Origin of the sequence: Streptomyces resistomycificus (assembly GCF_001514265.1) — a bacterium.
Lineage (GTDB): Bacteria > Actinomycetota > Actinomycetes > Streptomycetales > Streptomycetaceae > Streptomyces > Streptomyces resistomycificus.
This window is the reverse complement of record NZ_KQ948994.1, coordinates 309,517-330,850: the sequence shown is the minus strand read 5'-3', so window position 1 is coordinate 330,850 and position 21,334 is coordinate 309,517. Positions and strand designations below refer to the sequence as shown.

Annotated in this window: 18 protein-coding genes and 3 pseudogenes; 13 read left to right on the top strand and 8 right to left on the bottom strand. The window is 69.0% G+C overall.

Features of this window, described 5'->3' with window-relative positions:
- Positions 1 to 54 precede the first annotated feature (54 nt).
- Entirely contained in the window at positions 55 to 597 is a 543-nt protein-coding gene (locus AQJ84_RS24390) for a GNAT family N-acetyltransferase (protein ID WP_030037879.1), read from the top strand.
- A gap of 397 nt (positions 598 to 994) precedes the next feature.
- Here the strand turns inward: AQJ84_RS24390 and AQJ84_RS24385 are convergent, their stop codons facing one another.
- Positions 995 to 1,468: a GNAT family N-acetyltransferase gene (locus AQJ84_RS24385; RefSeq protein WP_030037880.1), complete on the bottom strand. Its 474-nt coding sequence runs from the start codon at positions 1,466 to 1,468 to the stop codon at positions 995 to 997.
- Positions 1,469 to 1,804: 336 nt separating this feature from the next.
- On the opposite strand from AQJ84_RS24385, the gene AQJ84_RS24380 reads away from it, so the two are divergent.
- Complete coding sequence (locus AQJ84_RS24380) at positions 1,805 to 2,581, top strand: HAD family hydrolase (RefSeq protein WP_053191056.1); 777 nt, start codon at positions 1,805 to 1,807, stop codon at positions 2,579 to 2,581.
- A 10-nt stretch (positions 2,582 to 2,591) separates the two neighbouring features.
- Entirely contained in the window at positions 2,592 to 3,029 is a 438-nt protein-coding gene (locus tag AQJ84_RS24375; RefSeq protein WP_225877104.1) for a hypothetical protein, read from the top strand.
- A 48-nt stretch (positions 3,030 to 3,077) separates the two neighbouring features.
- On the opposite strand, the pseudogene AQJ84_RS45135 reads toward AQJ84_RS24375, so the two are convergent.
- Both AQJ84_RS45135 and AQJ84_RS24370 read right to left on the bottom strand, forming a co-directional pair.
- Positions 3,078 to 3,266 (bottom strand): annotated as a pseudogene (locus AQJ84_RS45135) (MFS transporter); the annotation flags it as partial.
- A gap of 33 nt (positions 3,267 to 3,299) precedes the next feature.
- Positions 3,300 to 4,487, bottom strand: a complete 1,188-nt coding sequence (locus AQJ84_RS24370; RefSeq protein WP_037802027.1) for an MFS transporter — start codon at positions 4,485 to 4,487, stop codon at positions 3,300 to 3,302.
- Between the two features lie 67 nt (positions 4,488 to 4,554).
- On the opposite strand from AQJ84_RS24370, the gene AQJ84_RS24365 reads away from it, so the two are divergent.
- From AQJ84_RS24365 to AQJ84_RS24350, 4 genes and pseudogenes are all read left to right on the top strand, one after another.
- Entirely contained in the window at positions 4,555 to 5,607 is a 1,053-nt protein-coding gene (locus tag AQJ84_RS24365) for an ArsR/SmtB family transcription factor (protein ID WP_051869490.1), read from the top strand.
- Between the two features lie 592 nt (positions 5,608 to 6,199).
- Positions 6,200 to 6,305, top strand: a pseudogene (locus AQJ84_RS44310) (VOC family protein); the annotation flags it as partial.
- Between the two features lie 318 nt (positions 6,306 to 6,623).
- Positions 6,624 to 7,676: a hypothetical protein gene (locus tag AQJ84_RS24355; RefSeq protein WP_053191073.1), complete on the top strand. Its 1,053-nt coding sequence runs from the start codon at positions 6,624 to 6,626 to the stop codon at positions 7,674 to 7,676.
- A 2-nt stretch (positions 7,677 to 7,678) separates the two neighbouring features.
- Positions 7,679 to 8,788 carry a beta propeller repeat protein gene (locus AQJ84_RS24350; RefSeq protein ID WP_030037887.1) on the top strand — a complete coding sequence of 370 codons (1,110 nt, stop codon included), beginning with the start codon at positions 7,679 to 7,681 and terminating at the stop codon, positions 8,786 to 8,788.
- Between the two features lie 154 nt (positions 8,789 to 8,942).
- On the opposite strand, the gene AQJ84_RS24345 is transcribed toward AQJ84_RS24350, so the two are convergent.
- Together AQJ84_RS24345 and AQJ84_RS24340 are read right to left on the bottom strand one after the other, a co-directional pair.
- Complete coding sequence (locus AQJ84_RS24345) at positions 8,943 to 9,569, bottom strand: TetR/AcrR family transcriptional regulator (RefSeq protein ID WP_030037888.1); 627 nt, start codon at positions 9,567 to 9,569, stop codon at positions 8,943 to 8,945.
- A 256-nt stretch (positions 9,570 to 9,825) separates the two neighbouring features.
- Positions 9,826 to 10,650: an SDR family oxidoreductase gene (locus tag AQJ84_RS24340; RefSeq protein ID WP_030037889.1), complete on the bottom strand. Its 825-nt coding sequence runs from the start codon at positions 10,648 to 10,650 to the stop codon at positions 9,826 to 9,828.
- Between the two features lie 345 nt (positions 10,651 to 10,995).
- Here AQJ84_RS24340 and AQJ84_RS24335 point away from each other — a divergent pair, with 345 nt between their 5' ends.
- Complete coding sequence (locus AQJ84_RS24335) at positions 10,996 to 12,453, top strand: FG-GAP-like repeat-containing protein (RefSeq protein ID WP_030037890.1); 1,458 nt, start codon at positions 10,996 to 10,998, stop codon at positions 12,451 to 12,453.
- Positions 12,454 to 12,579: 126 nt separating this feature from the next.
- Here the strand turns inward: AQJ84_RS24335 and AQJ84_RS24330 are convergent, their stop codons facing one another.
- From AQJ84_RS24330 to AQJ84_RS24320, 3 genes are all read right to left on the bottom strand, one after another.
- Entirely contained in the window at positions 12,580 to 14,682 is a 2,103-nt protein-coding gene (locus AQJ84_RS24330) for an alpha-galactosidase D (RefSeq protein WP_030037891.1), read from the bottom strand.
- Between the two features lie 266 nt (positions 14,683 to 14,948).
- Complete coding sequence (locus AQJ84_RS24325) at positions 14,949 to 16,373, bottom strand: sensor histidine kinase (protein ID WP_030037892.1); 1,425 nt, start codon at positions 16,371 to 16,373, stop codon at positions 14,949 to 14,951.
- Complete coding sequence (locus AQJ84_RS24320; RefSeq protein ID WP_030037893.1) at positions 16,370 to 17,038, bottom strand: response regulator transcription factor; 669 nt, start codon at positions 17,036 to 17,038, stop codon at positions 16,370 to 16,372. Before AQJ84_RS24320 ends, AQJ84_RS24325 begins: the two co-directional genes overlap by 4 nt.
- Positions 17,039 to 17,209: 171 nt before the next feature.
- Between AQJ84_RS24320 and AQJ84_RS24315 the strand changes: the two genes are divergently transcribed.
- The 5 genes and pseudogenes from AQJ84_RS24315 to AQJ84_RS24295 form a co-directional block, all read left to right on the top strand.
- Positions 17,210 to 17,902: a PepSY domain-containing protein gene (locus tag AQJ84_RS24315; RefSeq protein WP_030037894.1), complete on the top strand. Its 693-nt coding sequence runs from the start codon at positions 17,210 to 17,212 to the stop codon at positions 17,900 to 17,902.
- A 247-nt stretch (positions 17,903 to 18,149) separates the two neighbouring features.
- A complete protein-coding gene (locus AQJ84_RS24310; RefSeq protein WP_030037895.1) occupies positions 18,150 to 18,647 on the top strand; it encodes a peptidylprolyl isomerase in 498 nt (165 codons plus the stop codon).
- A 441-nt stretch (positions 18,648 to 19,088) separates the two neighbouring features.
- Positions 19,089 to 19,358, top strand: a complete 270-nt coding sequence (locus AQJ84_RS24305) for a GlsB/YeaQ/YmgE family stress response membrane protein (RefSeq protein WP_030037896.1) — start codon at positions 19,089 to 19,091, stop codon at positions 19,356 to 19,358.
- Between the two features lie 390 nt (positions 19,359 to 19,748).
- Complete coding sequence (locus AQJ84_RS24300; RefSeq protein ID WP_030037897.1) at positions 19,749 to 20,420, top strand: glycoside hydrolase family 11 protein; 672 nt, start codon at positions 19,749 to 19,751, stop codon at positions 20,418 to 20,420.
- Positions 20,417 to 21,106: pseudogene (locus tag AQJ84_RS24295) on the top strand (polysaccharide deacetylase family protein); the annotation flags it as partial. The gene AQJ84_RS24300 and the pseudogene AQJ84_RS24295, both read left to right, overlap by 4 nt.
- Positions 21,107 to 21,334: the final 228 nt, after the last annotated feature.

Below are 21,334 nucleotides of genomic sequence, written 5' to 3'. Positions count from 1 at the left end.
CGAAGATGCCTGGTGAGGATGACGGAGAACCTGTTTGTGATCCAGAATGATTGGATGGTCACGCTTGAGACTCCCCGTTTGATCCTGCGTCGCTGGCGCGAGGAGGACATTGCGCCCATGGCTGCCGTCAATGCCGACCCCGAGGTCATGCGGTGGATCCGTGATGGCAGCGTCCGTGACGAACAGCAGACTCGCGGTGGGATCCAGGCATGGGAGAGCGAGTGGGAGTCAGAGGGCTTCGGCCTGTTCGCGGTGGAGATCAGGTCCACTGGCGAGCTGGCCGGGTTCACCGGACTTTCCGTGCCCCACTTCTTGCCGGAGGTACTGCCGGCGGTCGAGGTCGGCTGGCGGTTGGGACGTTCCCACTGGGGGCAGGGTTTGGCCACCGAGGCCGCTGCGGCCGCTGTACGGTTCGGGTTCGAAGAGCGAGGGCTGGAGCGGATCGTCAGCATCGCTCAAGTGGGCAACGCCGCCTCCGAACGGGTCATGACCAAACTGGGGATGCAACCGGTCCGTGAGACCGTCAGTCCCACCTGCGGTCGGCAAGTACGGGTGTTCGAGTTGTCGTCGGACGAGTACCTCACCACCAGTCGTTGATGAGGGCGACGAGGACGGTAGCCCGTAGCGGACCGCGAGTTTGGCGTACCTGGTAGCCACAGCTCGATGTCTCTCGGGGCGATTGGTGCCGCACTCGACCGCGTGCCGGACCTAGTAGTCCTCTGGGTCGAACTTCGGTGGCCGGCCACCGCTGGACCCGCGCTTCTTGCGGTTGCCGGCATGTGGCACGTGGAGATCTGACGGATGAGCAATGGGCAATGGGCGTTGCTGGAGCCGTTGTTGCCGAGGGCAAGAAGCCCGGCCGCCCGCTGAGGTGGCCCGGCGACAGCTGATCGACGGCGTATGGTCCCGGCCCGCGACCCCTGTCCCGCGCCACGAACCAAGGTCACCCCACGACCAACGACCCGGAGAGCGAATACCGGTGACGGTTGGTGGGTCAGGGCCGCGTGACGTTGAGCGGCAGATCTCGGTGGAAGACGGCCATGGCCCGGCCGGGGCCGTTGTAGTCGTCGACGATCTCCGTGTCGAAGCCGAGGCTGCGATGGAAGGCGATCGAGCCGGTGTTCTCGACTGACGTGATCGCCTTCAACTTCCGTGCACCGTGACGTTCCGCTGCTTCAGCGAACGCCCTGTACAGACAACGCCCGAGACCGGTGCCACGGGCATCGTCCCGCGTGGCGATCAGATGCACGTACCCGATGCCGTCCGGGGTGACGAACCCGAAGATGTACCCGCGGATACCGTCCTCTGCCCGGGCAACCAAGCAGGTGGAACCGAACTCCTGCACCAGGGCCAGAAGGTGCAGCGACCGAAGATCCCGTTCGCCCCAGTAACGGGAGTGATCAGTCAGGACCTCGTGGAAGTCGGTCACTCCGGCCGGTGCGATGCGTATCCCCATGACGACGATCATGGCAGGCAACCTGGCAGCTACAGGCGAAGGTCCGTACCGGTTGGGCAAGTTGTGACGCAGTCCCGGGCCCCGCGCGGGCTGTTCCACCCTGCCCTAGCCGGGGTCCCCCACACTCCGCTCGCGCACAGGTGTGCGGCGTAGGCCGCTCCACCGTCTCCGCAGACCTCAAGGCGAGACAGGGAAACCAGTTCGAAGGCCGTGGTCGTGAATCTGGGGCGTCCTGGCGTCTGCGAGATGTGTTCGGCGAAGTGCCGTGCTGCTGAGCGGAGTTGTACGCGTGGCGTCCCGACAGAGAGATCTTGACAATTACTCCCAGTGCCACGGGATGATCCCCCCATGGCAGATGTGATCTTCTTCGATCTGGACGGCACCCTGGTCGATCACCGAAGCGCAGTCTGGGAAACGATCGGCCAGATCATTCAGGCCGCGCCGAACGCGACGGCTCCACCGGAGGAGCTGGCGACGCTGTGGTGGACGCTGGAGGCGCGCCACATGCGGGAATACCTGGCCGGTCAGTGCTCATTCGCTGAGCACCACCGGCGCAGACTCCGTTCCTTCCTGCCGATGCTGGGCGAGCCGATTCCTGAAAGCCCCGGCCTTCTGGACGCCTGGATCACCGAGCACTACCTCACCGTGTTCGAGGAGTCCTGGCGGTGCTATCCCGATGTCAAGCCCTGCCTGGAGGCCCTGAAACATCTGCCGCACGGGCCGCGTCTCGCCGTCCTCACCAACGGGGACCCTGAACAGCAGCGCGCCAAGCTCGCCCGCTTCGGCCTCCTCGAATACTTCGAAGCCGTCCTGACCCCGACCGACCTCGGTGCGGCCAAGCCCGCCGCCTACGCCACCGCCTGCCGGCGGATGCGGACGGACCCCGCGCAGGCGATCAACGTGGGCGACATGCTGGAAAGCGACGTGAACGCAGCCGCCCTCGCCGGACTCACCGGCATCTGGCTGGACCGAGGCATCGACTTCGTCACCGGTGGACCATCGCCGACAGCAGACGAGACGGTCCCCCGCATCGAGCAGCTCACCGACCTCCCCGACCAGCTGGCGGTCACGCCGGCCTTCCCGGAGAGATTTTCCGTGTCGCCACAGACGGGGCAGCGCATCTAGCCTGTAGGTCATGCATCAGGATCGGAGGCGCGACCGGCGACCAGTTCGCCGCATGGGGCTGGTGCGGACCCGGCTCCAGGTTCCGGCCTTGGCGGTCGAGGGTGCTGATGTGGTGATCGTCGGCTGTTTCTCCGGCAAGCAGAAGGACTTTGCCGCGTTGATGGACACGGCGGCTCAGGAGATGACCAGGCGCGGTGCACGGGTTGTGGGTCGCATCGTGCAACGGCGTGGCGTCTCGGGCGGAGGGGCCGAGAAAATGGCCCTGCCCTATTCCTCGCGGACGCTCCTGAGCTACGGCAAGGTTCGTGAAGCAGCTGCGCTCTGTGAGCAGACCAATGCCGACGCGGCGGTCTTCTTGGCCTCTCTGACAAAGCGCCAACGTCGGGTGCTGACAGAGATACTTGGCTGCCCAGCTGTGAGTCTCGTCGATGCCCTGACCGCAGATTGAGCACGTACGTCCAGCAGCGCCTCCGCCATCGGGCAGGACGTTGCGCGAGATGGTCTGTTTCAGGATGCGGGCCACTTGCCCGACGGAGAAGCCGCGCTGACAAAGGAAGAGGACGAACACGCCGCGCTGGAACAGCGTGTTGGCGAGCACGGCGTATACGTAGAACGGGCGCGTGACGCTTCGTGCTGCATCGTCGACTGCAGCCGACCCGCCAAGGGCCTCCGTGGTGCCGGTCAGGCTGCGAGCTCCCCCTGGCGACTCCGGTGAACATTAATGCGTAGCGGGGACGGCCGCCTGTCGTTCCTCGTGTCTGCCCAGCGCCGCGAGGATCAGGGTTACGGTGACCGATCCGGCCGCCATCATCGTCATCGCCTGGGCCGGGGAGGTCAGTTGGGCCAGCGTGCCCGCGAGGACAGCGCCGATGCCCTGCATGGCCGCCATGCCGGTCGCGTGCAGGCCGAGGGCCTGGCCCGCGAGGTCGTCGGGGGTCAGGGACATCAGACGTTCCTGCAGGACCAGGCTGGCGGCGAAACCGACGGAGGCGACGGTGACGGCCACGGCAGACAGCGCCACGCCCGGCTGGAGGACGAAGAACAGGTAGGGAGCCGCCAGCAGCAGGCGCAGCGGGGTCGCGAGACGGGGGCGCAGCGCCGGCGGTACCAGGCGGCCCACCAGCATGTCGCCCGCGAACATGCCCACTGCCCCGCACGCGTACAGCGTGCCTGCGGCTGAGGGGGCGTAGGAGACGTAGAGGGAATCGCCGCCGACCACCAGGCCGTTGGGGACCCACAGGCCCAGGTACGCCAGGCGGCGGGGGCGTGAGGACCACAGGAGGGCGTTGGTGCGCCAGGTCGCCGAGAGGGACGGGCGGCCGGCGGAGCGCGGCTGGCGCGCGGTGAGGCCCAGGCGGGTGACGAGGGCCGACAACGCGTACAGCGCCGCCGCCAGGAGCAGGCACATCCGCGGGGACAGGAACGTCAGCAGCGCGCCGCCCGTCGCGAAGCCCGCCATCTGCACCAGGCCCCAGATCATGTTGGACATCGAACGGCCCAGGACATAGCCGTCCTTGGAGAGGATCTCGTTCAACAGCCCGCCTCGCACTCCCCCGCCCAGCGACGCGACCAGACCCTGTAGGAGGACGACGGTGAAGACCGCCCAGACCGGTAGGCCGGGCAGCGCCAGTACCGCCGTACCGGCCGCGAAGGCGACGGCCAGGCCGGACAGGGCCGCGCGCGGGGGCAGGCGGTCGGCGCCCGAGAGCAGGAACGCGCCCCCCAGTAACTGCGCCAGCTGCGGACCGAACATGCTCACCGCCGACAGGAGCGGGGAGCCCGTGGCCCGGAAGACCAGCGTGGCCAGGGCCAGGCCGCCGATCGTCTGAGCCGCGGCGAAAGCGGCGAAGGAAAGCAGGTACGGAGTGAACTCCGGGGTGCGGAACAGGGTTCGGTAGCTGCGCATGCGCCGGAGTCTCGGGCCGGCTCGACGCCGTGTGTACTGTTTCGCCGACACACGAAAGGTCGTACGCATGGGCCTCTGGCGGATCGACACCGACACCCTCGCCCGCAGCCGCTTCGTGCTCTCGCCGTTCGCCGAGACCTTCGCGAGCCTGAGACTGCTGCACGCGGGGAGCGGAGCCCATCCGGGCGAGGAGACCTGGCTGCGCGCGCACCTGCCTGGCTACCGCGCGCACCTGGCAGCCGACGTGGTGGTCGCGCGCCTCGTGCAGATAGCCATCGGCTCGTCCTGGATCGCCGACTTCTTCTGCCCCACCTCGTGCGAGGGCGAGAGCTTCGAGGAGACCGTGGCCCGGGTGCGGGCGACCGGAGCGGAAGAGGCGCGGGCCAACCTCCGTGTGTGCCTCAAGGGCCCGCTCCCTGCCGCTCTGGAGCGGGACGACCTGCCCGAGCGGGCTACCACACTTCTGACGTATGTCTGGGAGGAGACCGTGCGGCCGTACTGGGAGCGTCGGCGGCGCATCCTGGAGGCCGACATGAACGCGCGGACCTCGCGGGTGAACCAGGGCGGCTGGGCAGCCGTCCTGGACTCGCTGAAGCCCGGCACGCGGTGGCTCGGGGAGAGCCGGTTCCAGGTCAACGTGAACGCGTATCCGCCGCGGGAGATCGCCGCCGGGGCCGATCTGCTGTTCATGCCGGTGACGCCGAAGACCAGTTGGGTGTCGTGGGAGGGGAAGGAGCGGTACGCCGTCGTCTACCCGTGCCTCGGGGTACTCGCCGAGGACCACGACCGTCGGGCCGTCCCGGCCGGGCTCGGTGCGCTCATCGGGACCGCACGGGCCGGGCTGCTGGTACTGCTGGGGACTCCCGTGAGCACGACCCAGCTCGTCGCCCTGACCGGGCAGAGCCTGGGGTCGGTGGGCGGGCATCTTCGGGTTCTGCTGGACGCGGGGCTGGTGGAGCGGTGGCGGGCCGGACGGTCAGTGCTGTACGTGCGGACGGCTGCTGGGGAAGTGCTGGTGGAGGCGTCCGCGGGTGAGCCTGCCTCGCCTTCGACAGCCATGCCGGGGTCGCCTGTTGCGCACCAACCACCACCGCGTCAGCGCCAGTTGAAGGATCGGTGAAAAACCGTCAGAAAGGGGGCTACGGCCCATGCTGCCGCCCTCTGCGCGCACGGCAATCGGTCAGGTGGGGACGAAACTCGGCCACCAGGGCGGGACGTGTCCCGGGCATCGAGCCGCAGGGTAGGAGTCCACCACGCCAAGCCACGTCACCAGGAACCATGTGACGTACACGGTGAGGACGAGGCCTGCGGTCAGCGCTGCGCGTCGGTGGCGCCTTCCCAGGGTGCCGTACAGGACGACCCAGGAAACGGCCACGGCGATCCATATGAGAGGGGCGAGAAGCAGCAAAGTCATGCTGTCGGCCGCCGCGTTGACGCCGACGTCACACGCAGCCCAGACCCTCCCGATGGTGACGACGCAGACCACGGAGGCCAGGCCCCCGAAGAGGACGCCGCATGGAATCCCTCGGGACCAGGGTCCCGAAGGTCCCGCCGACCCAGCCTCCACCATCACCTGTCCCCCGTCGACTGTCCCCCACCGCCGGTCTCCATCGCCGGAAGGGCAGAGACTATCGGGGTGCTGGGAGTGGTCGTCATCTGGCCCGCGTGAAGGCCGGTGCGGTGGCACGCGGGCGCGCCCTCCTGGTCGACCGGTGCCGCTGCGGGAGGAGCCCTGGGGCGAACGCCTCTTCCAGATCACCGACCCCCAACGGCGTGATCGTCCAGTTCGTCGAGTGGGCCTCACCGGCGACCCACTGATCCCCCACGACTCCCGCCGTCGCTCCCTGCCCCCGCGGGGGAGAAACCTCACCGACAACGACTCCGGAAAGTCCATGCGGCTCAGACCCGTCGCCCGGTAGGAGCTGTTCGAGAGCGGCGAGTTGAGCGTGGCGGCGCCCACCTCACCGGACACCTGGCCCACTGGAACTCCGACCTGGACGACGAACCGCGATCGTGGCTCCAGGAGTCCCACGATGCGATGTGCCTCCAGAGGGACCCGCGATCGGCCGAATGCCGTCTGTTCACGGGTGGGTGAACGCCCATAGCGTGTGCGACCTTCGCGCCCTGGGGGGTCTCGTGAACGGTCTCCGTGCGGTCGTCGTCTGCCTTGTGATCGTCTGTGCCACGCTGGTGTCGCCGGCCGCGGCTGTGACGCCGAGTTGGTCCGCGCTGCCGGTACCCGCGGCGGCCCCTCCGGTGACCGTGTCCGATCTCGCCGCCCGCGGGCCGGGCGAGGCGTGGGCGACCGGGTACGAGCACGCCACCGATGGACTGCGGCCGATGCTGTACCGGTGGGACGGCAGGGCGTGGAGCCGGGACACCACCTTCCCCGGCGCCGGTGAGCTGGGGTGGCTCGGCAAGGTGCAGTTCGTCGGCGAGGAGGTGTGGATCTTCCACAACCGCGTAGGGCTGGGTGAGATCCTGCGCCGGTCGGCGGGAGGAGGGTGGAGTGCCGTCCCGCTTCCGCAGACCCTCTGGGTCCATCAGGACTTCGCCGCGGTAGCGGGTGCCGCGTGGGTGGTCGGTGAGGACGACACCGGACTGAAGGTGTTGCGCTACGACGGTTCCGGCTGGACCACACAGTCCACCCCGGACGGCGTGCTGTACCTGATGGGGATCACCGCGCGTACCGCGGCCGACGCCTGGGCCTGGGCTGACACCAGCACCGGGACCACCGTCCTGCGCTGGGACGGCACGGTGTGGCGGGACGCGAAGGTGCCACTGCCGTCGAACGCCAACGTGCACACGGTCATCCTCGAACGGTCCGGCCGCGTCACGATCGGCGGCAGCCAGTACACCGACGGCGTGGCCCGCACCTACCTGATGACCTGGAACGGGCACGCCTGGCGCACCACCCACCCACCGCTGGGCGACACCCACACGGAAGCCATGGTGCGAGGTCCTGACGGCACGCTGTGGCTGCCTGTGCGCAGCGACCGCGCGTTCCAGTCGAAGTACGCACGGGTGGACGGCTCCCGCACCGCCTTCTCCTACGGCCCGGAGCGCACGAACGCGATCGACGTCAAACCGCGTGCGCTGGCGAAGGCCGGATCCGCACTGCTGTCCTTCGGGACCGTCGAGATCTACGGCTCGGGGCCGAACCTGATGAGCGAGCGGCTGGGAGGCTGACCATGGCACGCAGACTTGTCGTCGCGGCGCTCGCTGTCGCCATGACCATCGTGACCATCATGACCCCGGCCACGGCGCAGACCCTGTCCTGGCAACACGTTCCGGTACCGGCACAGGTGCGACCGCAAGCCGGGCTCAACGAGGCCGTCGCGTTCGGGTCGGACCAGGCGTGGGCGGTGGGCACCGACGCCGTCGGTCGCGAGGCGCCGGGCTTCCCGCTGGTACTGCGCTGGAACGGAACCGCCTGGCAGCGCCAGAGTCTGCCGGGGATCGGCTGGCAGGGAGACCTGCTGTCCGTCGCCGCGACCTCACCGACCATGGTCTGGGCGGTCGGCCGCGACTCGGCGGGCAGCGCCCGACTGCTCCGCTCCGACGGCAACTCCTGGTACGAGAGCCGGCCGCCGCGCGGCGTCGTGCTGACCAAAGTCGTCGCCGGCGGCGGTGAGACCTGGCTGATCGGTTCGCGGGACGGTGCGCAGGTGCTGCTGCGCTGGGACGGGCACGGCTGGCGGGACGTGCCGGTGCCGCCGGGGGCCGTGTACGGCCTGCACATCCTGGCGGCCGACGACGTCTGGGCCGCGGGCGCCACCGACTCGGGTGCGGCCGTGTCGCACTGGGACGGGCAGGCGTGGCAGCAGACGATCGTGAACGGGTTCCCGCGGTCGGCCGTGGGCAGCGTGCTGGCGGTCTCGCCGACGGAGGTGTGGGCGGGCGGCACGGCCGGGTTCGTCGGCGGTCCGGTGGGCCGGCCGATTCCGCCACTGCTGGTCCGCTGGGACGGGCAGGCGTGGAACCGGGTGACCGTGCCCACCGACTTCGGCTCGGTCACCTCACTGGCGCCCGCCACGTCCGGTGCGCTGGCCTGGGTCTCGGTCGCCCGCTCGCAGAAGTGGGGCCCGCCGGGCAGCTATCCGCCGTTCGTCTCCGGGCCGGATTTCCTCGCCTGGGACGGACAGTCGTTCACCGAGCACAGCGAACCGGCCGTGGCCGGGGAAGGTGACTCCTCATTGCTGCGGCTGGCGCCGGTGCCAGGCACGTCGGCGGTGTGGTCGGTCGGCCGCGCCGACGGCCCCGAGGGCACTTTCGCTCCACGCATCATGCGATTCGGTTGAGTTGCCGAACGGGGCCGCGTCCGAAGTCGAACGTCTCGACGCCGTCCAGGCCTGCGAGCCCCTCCAAGCCGTTCGCCACGAGCTCCTGCTGCTCCGGGGAGTCACCGTCTTTTCCCTGCACTGGCCGCAGCAGGGGCGTGCGGCCTTGGTGGGACTATTCCGTCAGGGTGCCCATCGCACGGTCGAGCAGCACGGCCAGGGGAACGGTGCCCTCACAGGCCACCCAGCCCGTCGCGGCCGCGTCCAGGCAGGCGAGCGCGGACGCGGCCAGCGCGTTCGGCCTGATCTCCTCCGGCCGGTCAAGGCTGACATCCAGCCGCCGGGCGATCTCCGGCACCAGCATCTCCTGCCAGCGCAGCTGCTTCTCGAAGTGCCGGGCTCGCAGTGACGGAGTCTCCTGGAGCATGCGCAGGTAGCTGAGTGCCCGCTCGGGCGCTGCCTCATTGCTCCGCGTCAGCACGTCGAACGCTCGGCGCAGGCTCTCCCAGGGCCGCTCGTCCTCGGGGCGGGCGGCGAACTCCTCCGCGATCTGACGGCCGGACTCCTCCAGGCCCTGCAGGACCATGTCCTCCTTGGTGCCGAAGTACCGGAACAGGCTGGCGCGCGACAGCCCCACCTCACCGGCGATCTGGTCGACGGTTGTCCGGTCGAACCCTTGCTCGACGAAGAGCCTCAGCGCGACCTCGACGACTTCCTTCCGGACCGTCGCGCGCATACGTTCCCGCAGGCCAGGGGGCTTGGCTGCGGACTGGGCGGAGGTACTGGCGGCGGAGTCGGTCATGAGAAAAGGGTACAGCAGCGACTCAAAGTGATACTGAGCATCAGAAGGCACCACCTCGTCCACCGCCATGGGGCGGCTACCTGGTGAACCGGACCGCTCGTCACGTGATGCCCCTCCGGCGCAGACGGTGCCGCCGCGGCCCCCTCCCGTCACCCCGGTGGAGGTGCCGAGGGGAGGGAGCCGGCGGTGCACTGCGGCCCCTTAGCGGACTTCGAGGGCCGCGAGCGGGGCTGCCCACCAGGTGCCGTGCGCGGCTTCAGGCCGCGGCACCCTCGGCCTCGGCGGAAACCGCCGCCCACTCCTCCCATATCTTCAGCCGCTCGGCGTAGACCTGGGGGACGAGGTGAAGGGGGGCGGTGCCGAAGAAGACGCGCAGCGGAGGGTTGTCGGCGTCGACGATCTTCAGCAGGGCCGGACCGGTTGCGGCGGGGTCGCCGGACTTGACGTCGCCCCAGGAGGCGGCCACGGCAGCGCGCAGGTCGTCGTAGGCGGACAGCTGCCCCGCGAAGGTGGCGGAGGCGCCGGCCCAGTCGGTTTCGAAGCCGCCGGGCTCGACGAGGGTGACCTTGATGCCGAATCCGGCGACCTCCTGGGCGAGGGCCTCGGTCAGGCCTTCAAGAGCCCACTTGGAGGCGTTGTAGCCGCCCAGGTTGGGGAAGGAAACGACGCCGCCGACCGTGGAGATCTGCACGATGTGGCCGCTGCCCTGGGCCCGCAGGAAGGGCAGGGCGGCCTGGGTGACCCACAGGGCGCCGTAGAAGTTGGTCTCCATTTGGTCGCGGACCTGCTGCTCCGTCAGCTCCTCGACCGCACCGAACAGGCCGTAGCCGGCGTTGTTGACGATCACGTCCAGGCGGCCGAAGTGGTCGTGCGCCCGCTTGACGGCCTGGAACGCGGCGTCCTTGTCGGTGACATCCAGAGTCAACGGCAGGACCGCTTCGCCATGGGCCGCCACCAGATCCGCGAGGGAATCGGCGTTGCGGGCGGTGGCTGCGACCTTGTCACCGCGCTCGAGGGCCGCCTGGACGAACTGACGGCCGAAGCCGCGCGAGGAACCGGTGACAAACCAGATCTTGCTCATGAGGGTACTCCCGTTCGAAACGAACTTTCTAACCGAAACTCTAGACCATGGTGAGACGCAGTATCAAGTAGCGCCTATGAATCTCCATGAGCATGAGTAACGGCGCGGTGTGCGACTCGATCGAGCTGCGCAGGAGAGCGGTGCGCGAGGACAAGCCGTGCGGCGCAGGCTCGGCGGCACTACAACACCCGGGCCATGCGGCCTACTTCACGCCCGGAGCTGCCCCGATCGTCGCCGTGGGCCACGTCGTCAGCGCCAGAACCTCACCTCTCCGTTCCCGTACAACCCTTCAGGCCCACCAGAGGTCATCTCTGGGTCCCCACGTATGCCCTTGAGAGGAATCCGATGTCCCGGCCTCACCACAAGCGCTCCCGGCGTCCCGTCGTCCTGGGCGCCACCGCCGTCGCGGCCGCCCTGGCCGGTGGCCTGCTCATCACGCTGCCCGGCGGCGCGAGTGCCGCGGCGTCGGGACTCGCCGACGACTTCAACGGTGACGGCTACCGCGATCTGGCGACCGGCGCACCAGGCGCTGTCGCGGGCGGCAAGGCGAAGACGGGCGCCGTGGTCGTCAACTACGGCTCGTCGAGCGGTATCAGCGCCGCGCGCCACAAGACCACGTCGCAGAGTTCCTCCGGAGTGCCGGGCGATTCGGAGACCTCCGACCGTTTCGGCACCGAACTCGCGCACGGCGACCTCAACAAGGACGGCTACGGCGATCTCGTCGTGGGCACACCACTGGAGGACGTCGGCGGCGATGTCGACGGCGGTTCGGTGACGATTCTGTGGGGCGGCTCGTCCGGCCTGTCAGGCGGTACGACGATCGGCGACCCGAACGCGTCGGGCCACGACCGGTTCGGCCAGTCCCTCGCGGTCGGTGACTTCACCGGTGACGGGAAGGCCGATCTGGCGGTCGGTTCCACCGGCAAGGACGTGTGGATCTTCAAGGGCGGCTTCACCAAGTCCGGCGGCGCGGCCGGGAAGCTGCGCTTCGACGCGCAGATCGAGTCGGGCGCGTATCCCAAGGGCGCGGTCCAGCTGACCGCCGGGGACTTCGACGACGACGGGGCGGCCGACGTCGTGGTGGGGTCCTCCGCGGGCAACTTCGTCTACCGGGGCGCCTCGACCGGGCCCACGTTGCAGACCGAGGTGGGTACGGGGTACGCGGGCGCGCTCACCGCGGCCGACTTCGACCGCGACGGGCACGACGACCTGGTCGTCGGCTCCGACTTCGTCTCCGTCACGGACCAGACGGCGAAGGGCGGCTACGCCACCGTGTTCTACGGCGGCGCGGCGGGCGTCGACACCACTCGCAGCGCCGTCTTCAGCCAGGACAGCGCGGGCGTGCCGGGAGCGGACGAGTCCGACGACTCGTTCGGTGGCACGCTCGCCGCGGGCGACGTCAACGGTGACGGTTACCCGGACCTCGCCGTCGGTGCGGACTTCGAGACCATCGGCTCCGCGACCCACGCCGGCAGCGTCTGGGTGCTGCGGGGCGGCGCCTCCGGTCTGACGGGGACCGGCGCCCAGTCCTTCAACCAGGGCACCTCGGGTGTCCCGGGCGCCAACGAGTCGTCGGACCTGTTCGGCGACGCCATCCACCTTGCCGACCACGACAAGGACGGCCGCGCCGATCTGTCGGTGGGCGCGGGCGGCGAGAACAGCGACGACGGCGCGGTGTGGGTCCTGCGCGGCTCCACGCGAGGTGTCAAGGCCACCGGCGCGGTGAGCTTCGGTGCGTCGTCCGTCGGCATCGGGAAATCGGGGGACGACCCCATGTTCGGGGACGCCATGTCGGGCTCCTGAGCATGTAGACAGACAGCCGGAAGGGGCACCGGAATCCTCCGGTGCCCCTTCCGTTGAGGGCCCGTCCGTTGAAGGGCCCGTCCGTGTTCGGATCGGGGCCCCGCGCGCTTCAGGCCTCCGTGCGGATTACGAAAGAGTCCACTTCTGGTTGTTGCCGCCGTTGCAGGTCCACAGGACCAGCTTGGTGCCGTTGGCCGTCCCCGCGCTCGTGGAGTCCAGGCAGAGGCCGCCGTTCACGTTGGTGATGGTGCCGTCCGCGTTGACGTTCCACTGCTGGTTGGTCTGGCCGTTGCAGTCCCAGATGACGACCCGGGTGCCGTTGGTCGTGCCGCGGTTGTAGGCGTCCAGGCACTTGTTGCCGTAGACCACGAGCTCCTTGCGGGAGGTGTTGTTCCAGGACTGGTTCTCGCCGCCGTGGCAGTCCCACAGCTGCGCGTCGGTGCCGTTGGTGATGGTGTTGTTGTTGATGTCGAGGCAGCGGTTCGACTGCTGTCCCACCACCCGGGCGCCGTTCGCTCCGGGAAGCGGACGGACTTCGATGGCGTCGAAGTCCGGTGTCCAGGCAGAGGAGTTGGAGAACGTCAGCGTGTTCGACGAACCCTTCGCCAGGGAGACCTCCACCGAGACGGTGCCCGGCGTCGTCCAGGAGCCTGTCGGCGGGAAGGAGACCGTGGTGGCCTGCTGTCCGTTGACCTTGAGGACGGCCGTACGGGCCGCGTCGCTGCCGTTGGTGTAGGCGATGTCGACGACCTTGGTGCCCGTGGCGCCGACCGTCACGTTGTTGAAGCGGAGAGTGTTGGCGGAGCCGTTGCCGACGCCGCCGACCTTGGTGCCGCCGGAGCAGTTGGCACAGCTCGCGTTGACTGCCGAGCCACCCTTGGTGTTGGCGCCGGCCTCGGCCTCGTACGTCGAACTCGCGGCCTCGGTGCCACCGGTGACCGTGAGCATCACCGAGTCCCTGGCGGGGACGTTGACGGTGTAACTGGTGCCGAAACTACCCACGTTGGAGCGCGTCCAGAGATTGCGGACCGTGGCGGAGGCGTTGGTCAGGCCGAGGTCGGACCACCGCACGGTCATGTTCTGCGCGCTGCCCGTACGGTTGAGCAGGACGACGGCCCGCTTGCCGGTGCCGGACAGGACCTTGCCGTAGACCTGCAGTCCGCCGGCGTCCTCGGCGACCTTGACGCCCTGGAGGCCGCGCGGGTCCTGGTCGACCGCGATGACCTCGGGGTTGGTGAGGATGTCACGGGTCTGCGTGGACATCGTGGTCAGGTTGTTGCCGGCGAGGAGCGGGGCGCCGGAGACGGCCCACAGGTTCATGTGGCTGCGGTTCTGGGCGGCGGTGAAGCCGTCCAGGCCGACCATGAGCATGTCCGGGTCGTTGTAGTAGCCGGTGTGCTGGGCCGAGGGGTGCACGTTCGTGTCGAAGTTGGTGAGCATGCTGTTCCACGACGGCGAGTTGCCGTGGAAGATGATGTCGGTGTTGGTGCGCCACAGGGCCGCCATGCCGGCGCCCCAGTTCCACGGGTTCTGCTTGCCCCAGTTGCAGATGGACAGTTTCAGCTCGCGGCCGGTGGTGGCGGTCGCCTTGGCTGCCGCGTCACTGATCGCCTGGTAGGTGGACTTCGCGTCGAGGCCCTCGACGTCGCCGCCGCACCAGTCGACCTTGACGTAGTCGAAGCCCCACTTCGAGAACTGGAGCATGTCCTGCTCGTAGTGGCCCTCGCTGCCGCTGCCGGGCGCGGCCGGGCGGCCCGTGGGGAAGTAGTAGCCGCAGCCGTCCTTGCCGGCGTCGGTGTAGATGCCGGCCTTGAGCCCCTTGCTGTGGATGTAGTCGGCGATGGCCTTCATGCCGCCGGGCCACTCGGCCTCGTCGATGGTGATGTTGCCCTGGCTGTCACGGGTGCCCTGCCACCAGCCCTCGTCGAGGTTGATGTACTCGTACCCGGCTTCCGGCATTCCGGCCGCGACGAACGCGTCCACCTGCGACTTGATCACGTTGTAGTCGATCTTCGCCGCGAACGTGTTCCACGAGGCCCAACCCATCGGCGCGGAAGGCACCGCGATCTGGCGGGACGTCACCGCGACCGATTCCGCCCGGCCGAGTTCGGTTGCCTGCTGGTGCTGGAGGCCGACCAGCGCCCCTGCGGCCGTCGCGAGCACCGCCGTACGGACAAGGACGGCTCTGCACAGGCGTCTTGCGCGGGGGACGAACTGCTGAAGGGACATACGGAATTCCTTCCGGAGGACGCGGCAAGGCGAGCACACTCAAGAATTTGGCCGAGATATCGAACAGCGCACGAAACGTCGAACCACCCGATCGGCGCTGAAGCTAGGGCCCCGCCACACGGAAAGTCAACGGCTCGTCACCACTGAATTCACAGCGACCACAGAACCCGAGACGCCGGCGCGCACGAAGCCCCCCCATGTCGCACGGAACCGCCGACCGGCTCCGGCGTTTCCCGGACCGACGGCGGCCGTGGTCTGATGCGGCACTAGGTGAGCGGCAGCCTCAGTTCGAACAAGGCACCACCGCCGGGGGCGTCGGCGACCGTCAATGTGCCTGAGTGGCGTATGGCGATGTCCTTCGCGATGGCGAGGCCCAGACCGGCGCCCCCGTCGTCCCGGGCTCGGGATTCGTCGAGGCGGACGAAGCGTTCGAAGATACGGTCGCGGTCGGCGAGGGGGACGCCCGAGCCGTCGTCGGCGACCTGGAGGACCACCTGGTCGGCGTCCGTGCGCAGGGTGACGGCGACGCGGTCGCGGGCGTGCCGGCGGGCGTTGTCCAGGAGGTTGCCGAGGACGCGGCAGATCTGGTTGCGGGAGCCGCGCACCTCCACGGACTTGACGCTGTCGAGGGTCACTCCGTCCCGGGAGGACACCTCCTCCGCCACGACCTCCGCCAGGTCGAAGCGTGCCTCCGGCGGGGGCCGCTCCCCCGCGTCAAGGCGGGCGAGCAGCAACAGGTCGGCAGCGAGGCTCTGCAGTCGTACGGTGTCCTCGACGGCCCCTTCGAGGTCCAGCAACTCCGGGTGCGCGGAACCGACTTCGAGCTGCGTGCGCAAGGACGCGATGGGGCTTCGCAACTCGTGTGAGGCATCGGCGACGAACGCTCGCTGTCGCTCGACCGAGGTCTCCAGGGCGGCGAGGGTCTCGTTCGTCGTGCGGGCCAGGCGGGCGATCTCGTCGTGTGTGTCCGGCTCGGGAACGCGCCGTGACAGGTCCTCGGAGGCCGTGATGGCGGCCATCTCGGCGCGGATGCCCTCGACCGGGCGCAGTGCCCGCTTGGTGACCACGTACGTCACCGCGCTGACGGTCAGCAGCAGCAGCGGCAGCCCGATGAGCATCGTCGTCAGCGCTACGTCGACGGCCTCCTGCTGGGTGGAGAGCGGAGCGCCCGCGTAGACGGTGAGCAGGGCACCCCCGGGCGTGATCACGTCGACCGCGGCGAACCGGTACTGTGCCGTCACCCCCTCTACGGTCGCCGTCCCCTCGCCGTACCAGGTCTCGTCGGTGACCTCCCCGGCGGTGAGAGCGTCGTTGTCCTCGATCTCCCGATCGCCCTCCGCCCTGTCGTCGGCGTCGTCGTTGGTCTCGGAGTTCAGCCGGTCCGAGGCTGCGGCGGTCACGTTCATGCCCTCGACGTCCTCACCGACCGCGACGGGCTTCTCCTTCCGGTCCAGGACCTCGACGGGGTTCTCGTCGCCGTCCGGCAGGTTCAGCTCGTCGTACGCGAACCCGTTCGCCAGCGCCGAGGCGGCGTTGCGGGCCACGGAGTCGGCCTCGGCATCCGCCTTGTCGGTGAGGGTGAACCTCAGCGAGAGCAGGACGGCGGTGCCTGCGGCGACCAGGGCTATGGCGACGACGACCGTCGTGGCGAGGGTGGCGCGGGCCCGCACGGAGCCGAGACGGCGCTTCACGGGCGGGTCTCCAGTCTGTATCCGGCCCCGCGTACGGTCTTGATGAGCGCGGAGCCGAGCTTGCGGCGGAGCGTGCTGATGTAGACCTCGACGATGTTCGGGTCGCCCTCGTACGCGAAGTCCCAGACGTGCTCCAGGATGTCGGACTTCGACACGACCTCGCCGGCTCTCATCACGAGCTGTTCGAGGACGGAGAACTCCTTGGTGGTCAGGGTGATCTCGTCCTTCGCGAGGAACACCCGCCGGGCGGCGGTGTCGACCTTCAGATCGCCGACGGTGTGCACGGGCGAGGCGCCGCCCGCCGGCCCGCGCCGCCGGAGCAGCGCCTTCACGCGGGCGACGAGGACGACGTAGGAGAACGGCTTGGTCAGGTAGTCGTCGGCGCCCGTGTCGAGGCCCTCGGCCTCGTCGTACTCGCCGTCCTTGGCGGTGAGCATCAGGATCGGCACGTCGTGGCCGGCGGCGCGCAGGGCGGCGCACACGCGGTAGCCGTTCATGCCGGGCAGCATGATGTCGAGGATCACCAGGTCGTAGACCCCCTCGCTCGCTCGGTGCAGGCCCTCGATCCCGTCGTGGACGACGTCCACGGCGTACCCCTCGGCCGTCAGGCCCCTGGCCAACGACACGGCGAGCCGCTTCTCATCTTCCACGATCAACAGGCGCATGCCATTAGCTTGGCAAACCGAACCTGAAGCGACCTTCAGGGGACTTCAGGTCTGCTTCAGCGTCGATCGGCCAGATTGGTTCCCGTCGAAAGCAGACGAGGCAGACGAGCCAACTGCAGCCCGCGACAACATCCGTTACTTGTCGCACCAGTCGCATTCCGGAGGAATCCCATGAAGCGCAACGTCGTGATCGCTACCGTCACGGCCGTCGCCCTGATCGGCGGCGGCACCGCGACCGCCATCGCGGTCTCGGGTGACGACGAGGCGCCTGCGAAGAAGTCCGTGTCGGTGTCGAACGACGACAACGACCGCGACGACGTCAACGACACGGACGAGTCGGCCCAGGACCGGGCCGAGGACCAGGCCGCCCGCGACACGGACGAGGACACCGAGGACAGGGCCGAGAACGCCGCCGACGCGAAGGCCGGGAAGACCACGGCCGCCGACGCGATCAAGGCGGCGCTGAAGCACACGGCCGGAACGGCGGTCTCGGCCGACCTCGACGACGAGGGCACGGCCCACGTGTGGGAGGTCGACGTGCTGACCAACGGCGGTGCCTGGCACAGCATCCAGATCGACCCGGCCAGCGGCAAGGTCCTCGGCTCGCACACCGAGAAGGACGACGACGGTGACGACGCCGCCGAGACCGCGCAGATCCGTGCGGCCCTGAAGGGCAGCTCGGTGACCGCCGCGGAGGCAGCCGAGGCCGCCGCCACCAAGGGCACGGTGTCCTCCGTCGACCTCGACGAGGAGAGCACGGACCATGCCTGGGAGGTCGACACCACCGCCGCCGACGGCACCGGCAGCGACTGGCGTGTGGACCCCGGCTCCGGCAGGGTCACCGCCGACCGCTCCAACGACTGACGCGGGCACACGGACCACGGGGAGGCGTGACCCGGTCCGCCGACGGTCCCCCCAGAAGGGCCACGTCTCCCTCTTCCCCACCCCCCAGGTAGGGGCACCCCGATACCGGGTGCCCCTACCGTCGCGTGCGGGTCGCACAGCGCCGAAGCGACGGTCGACGGCGATCACCGGCGCATGTCAGGCCACCGGATCAACTCTCCGGGGGGCGGCTCCAGGGCAGCGCGCGGCGCCGTGACAGGATCTCCTCATGTCTACAAACGTCTACTTCGACATCAGCATTGACGGCGACGCCGCGGGCCGGATCGTCTTCAAGCTGCACGACGACGTCGTCCCCAAGACGGCGCAGAACTTCCGTGAGCTGGCCACCGGCCAGCACGGCTTCGGATACGAGGGCTCGGGCTTCCACCGTGTCATCCCTGACTTCATGCTTCAGGGCGGCGACTTCACCCGTGGCGACGGCACCGGTGGCAAGAGCATCTACGGCGCGAAGTTCGACGACGAGAACTTCAAGCTCAAGCACGACAAGCCGTTCCTGCTGTCCATGGCGAACTCCGGCCCCAACAGCAACGGCTCGCAGTTCTTCATCACCACGGTGCTCACGCCGTGGCTGGACGGCAAGCACGTGGTCTTCGGTGAGGTCGTCGAAGGCCAGGACCTGGTGAAGAAGATCGAGTCCCTGGGCTCGCACTCCGGTGCCACCCGCGCGAAGATCGAGATCACTTCGTCGGGCGTCCTGGAGAAGTAACACCTCCGCCCCCGGGCGGCGGGACCGGCTCGACGCAGGCTGGTCTGGCCGCGCATCCCCCCGCTCGGGCCGGTCCTCCCTCCCCAAACCAACGCACCCCGGTCCAAGGACCCCGCACCCCGGTCCTCGCACCCCGCACCCCGCACCCCGCACCCCGCACCGGGACGTTCGCGCCCCGGCCGCGCCGCTCAGCTCGAAGAGCCCGCCCCTCTGCCGCCCGACATACCGTGGCAGGCAGGCGGGCCGTGGTCGCGAGGTAGCGGATCCCACGCCCGCGGGAGAGCCCGGCCGATCGTGTGGGGAACGCCGAGCGGCCTGCCGTTCGGGCGGCTGCGGAACCGGCCGCATTCGAACCCGTGACAGTCGCTGCGTTTGAAATCTCCGACTCGGTACAGACGGTTGCTAACACAGCCTTTATACGACCAGGTAGGGGAGACAATCATGGGCATCATCGCCTGGATACTCATCGGTCTGCTCGCGGGCCTCATCGCCAAGGCGCTCATGCCGGGCAAGGACCCGGGCGGCATCATCATCACGATGCTCATCGGTATCGCGGGAGGCCTCCTCGGCGGCTGGCTCGGCAAGGTCATCTTCGGCGTCGACTCCATCGACGGCTTCTTCGACATCTCCACCTGGATCGCAGCCATCGTCGGCTCGATCATCCTCCTCGCCCTGTACCGGGTCTTCACCGGAAACCGCCGCCGTACCTGATCCCGCCCCCACTCACCCGTACGACGGCTCCGCCCTCCCACCCGGGGGGCGGAGCCGTTTCGCGATGAGCACCGGTCCGGTGTCCGGCGGTTCGGCGATCGTCTGCGCGGTGCGGACACGAACGGGCCCTACTCGACGCCCGTCGTTCCGGAACCCTTTCGAAACATTCGAAGCCGTGACCTCACATATTTGATCTTTGCTGAGTGAACATCACTTGTACGGCGGCATCCGTACGCCCAAGAGGGCTTTCACCAGGCGTTATCGCGCTCACGCACAGCGCACCTTTCACGAATGTTTCGTAATCAAGGGCGAAAGTCTTGACGCTTGACGGGGGCAGGTCAACACTGTTCGACCAAGCCCCGCCCCGTGGAAGACGGAGGAATCCCGCCCATGAACCTCATACCTGCACAGCCGAGCCGCAGGCAGGCCTGCGCCATGATGCTGGGGGCCACGACCGCGCTGGCTCTGCCCGGCACGGCTCATGCCGACACGGTCGTCACCACGAACCAGACCGGCACCAACAACGGCTTCTACTACTCGTTCTGGACCGACGCGCAGGGCACGGTCTCCATGAACCTGGGCTCCGGCGGCAACTACGGCACCAGTTGGCGGAACACGGGGAACTTCGTCGCCGGCAAGGGCTGGCGCAACGGCAGCCGCCGGACCGTGGCCTACTCGGGCTCCTTCAGCCCTTCCGGCAACGCCTACCTGTGCCTCTACGGGTGGACGTCCAACCCGCTGGTCGAGTACTACGTCGTCGACAACTGGGGCACCTACCGGCCTACGGGAACGTACAAGGGCACCGTCACCAGCGACGGCGGCACGTACGACATCTACCAGACAACGCGCTACAACGCCCCCTCCGTCGAAGGCACGAAGACCTTCAACCAGTACTGGAGCGTCCGCCAGTCGAAGAGGACCGGCGGCACCATCACCACCGGCAACCACTTCGACGCATGGGCGCGAGCGGGAATGCGCCTCGGCAGCTTCAGCTACTACATGATCCTCGCGACCGAGGGCTACCAGAGCAGCGGCAGCTCCAACATCACGGTGGCGGCATGAGCACCAGGCCGCGGACACGTCCCGCGTCACGCCCCCTGACGACGACACTCGCCGCCGTCGCGCTGGCCGCCGCGGGCACGCTCACCGCCAACGCCGCCCCGGCACAGGCAGCCGCCTGCAACGGGTACGTCGGCCTCACCTTCGACGACGGCCCGTCCAGCAGCACACCGGCCCTGCTCAACGCTCTGACGCAGAACGGACTGCGGGCCACGATGTTCAACCAGGGCCAGTACGCCGCCGCCAACCCCTCCCGCGTGCAGGCGCAGGTCAACGCCGGCATGTGGGTCGGCAACCACAGCTACACGCACCCGCACCTGACCCAGCTCGGCCAGTCACAGATCGACTCGGAGATCTCCCGGACCCAGCAGGCGATCGCGGCCGCGGGCGGCGGCACGCCGAAGCTGTTCCGGCCGCCGTACGGCGAGACCAACTCGACGGTCAAGGCGGTCACGGCCCGGTACGGTCTGACCGAGATCATCTGGGACGTGGACTCCCAGGACTGGAACGGCGCCGGCGCGGATGCCATCGTGCAGGCCGCCGGGCGACTCGGCAACGGTCAGATCATCCTCATGCACGACTGGTCCGCCAACTCGCGGGCCGCGCTCCCACGTATCGCACAGGGGTTGGCCGCCCGCGGCCTGTGCGCCGGCAGGATCTCCCCGCAGACCGGCCGCGCCGTGGCCCCCTGACAGGTCGTGGGGGCACAGTGCCCTCTGTACGACCCGTGCGCGTCACCATGAGAGATCGCCCCGGCGACACGCCCGCGGGCGACGGCCGGCCTCGCGCCGGCCGTCGCCCGCGTGTCCGCTGCGCATCTCACCTTCGCGTCTCACCGAGCCCTTGGTCATGCGCGTGCGATCGGGGTCCCCGCGGGTCGGGTCTCGCGTCGAACCACCGTTGCGAAAGGCGTCCGA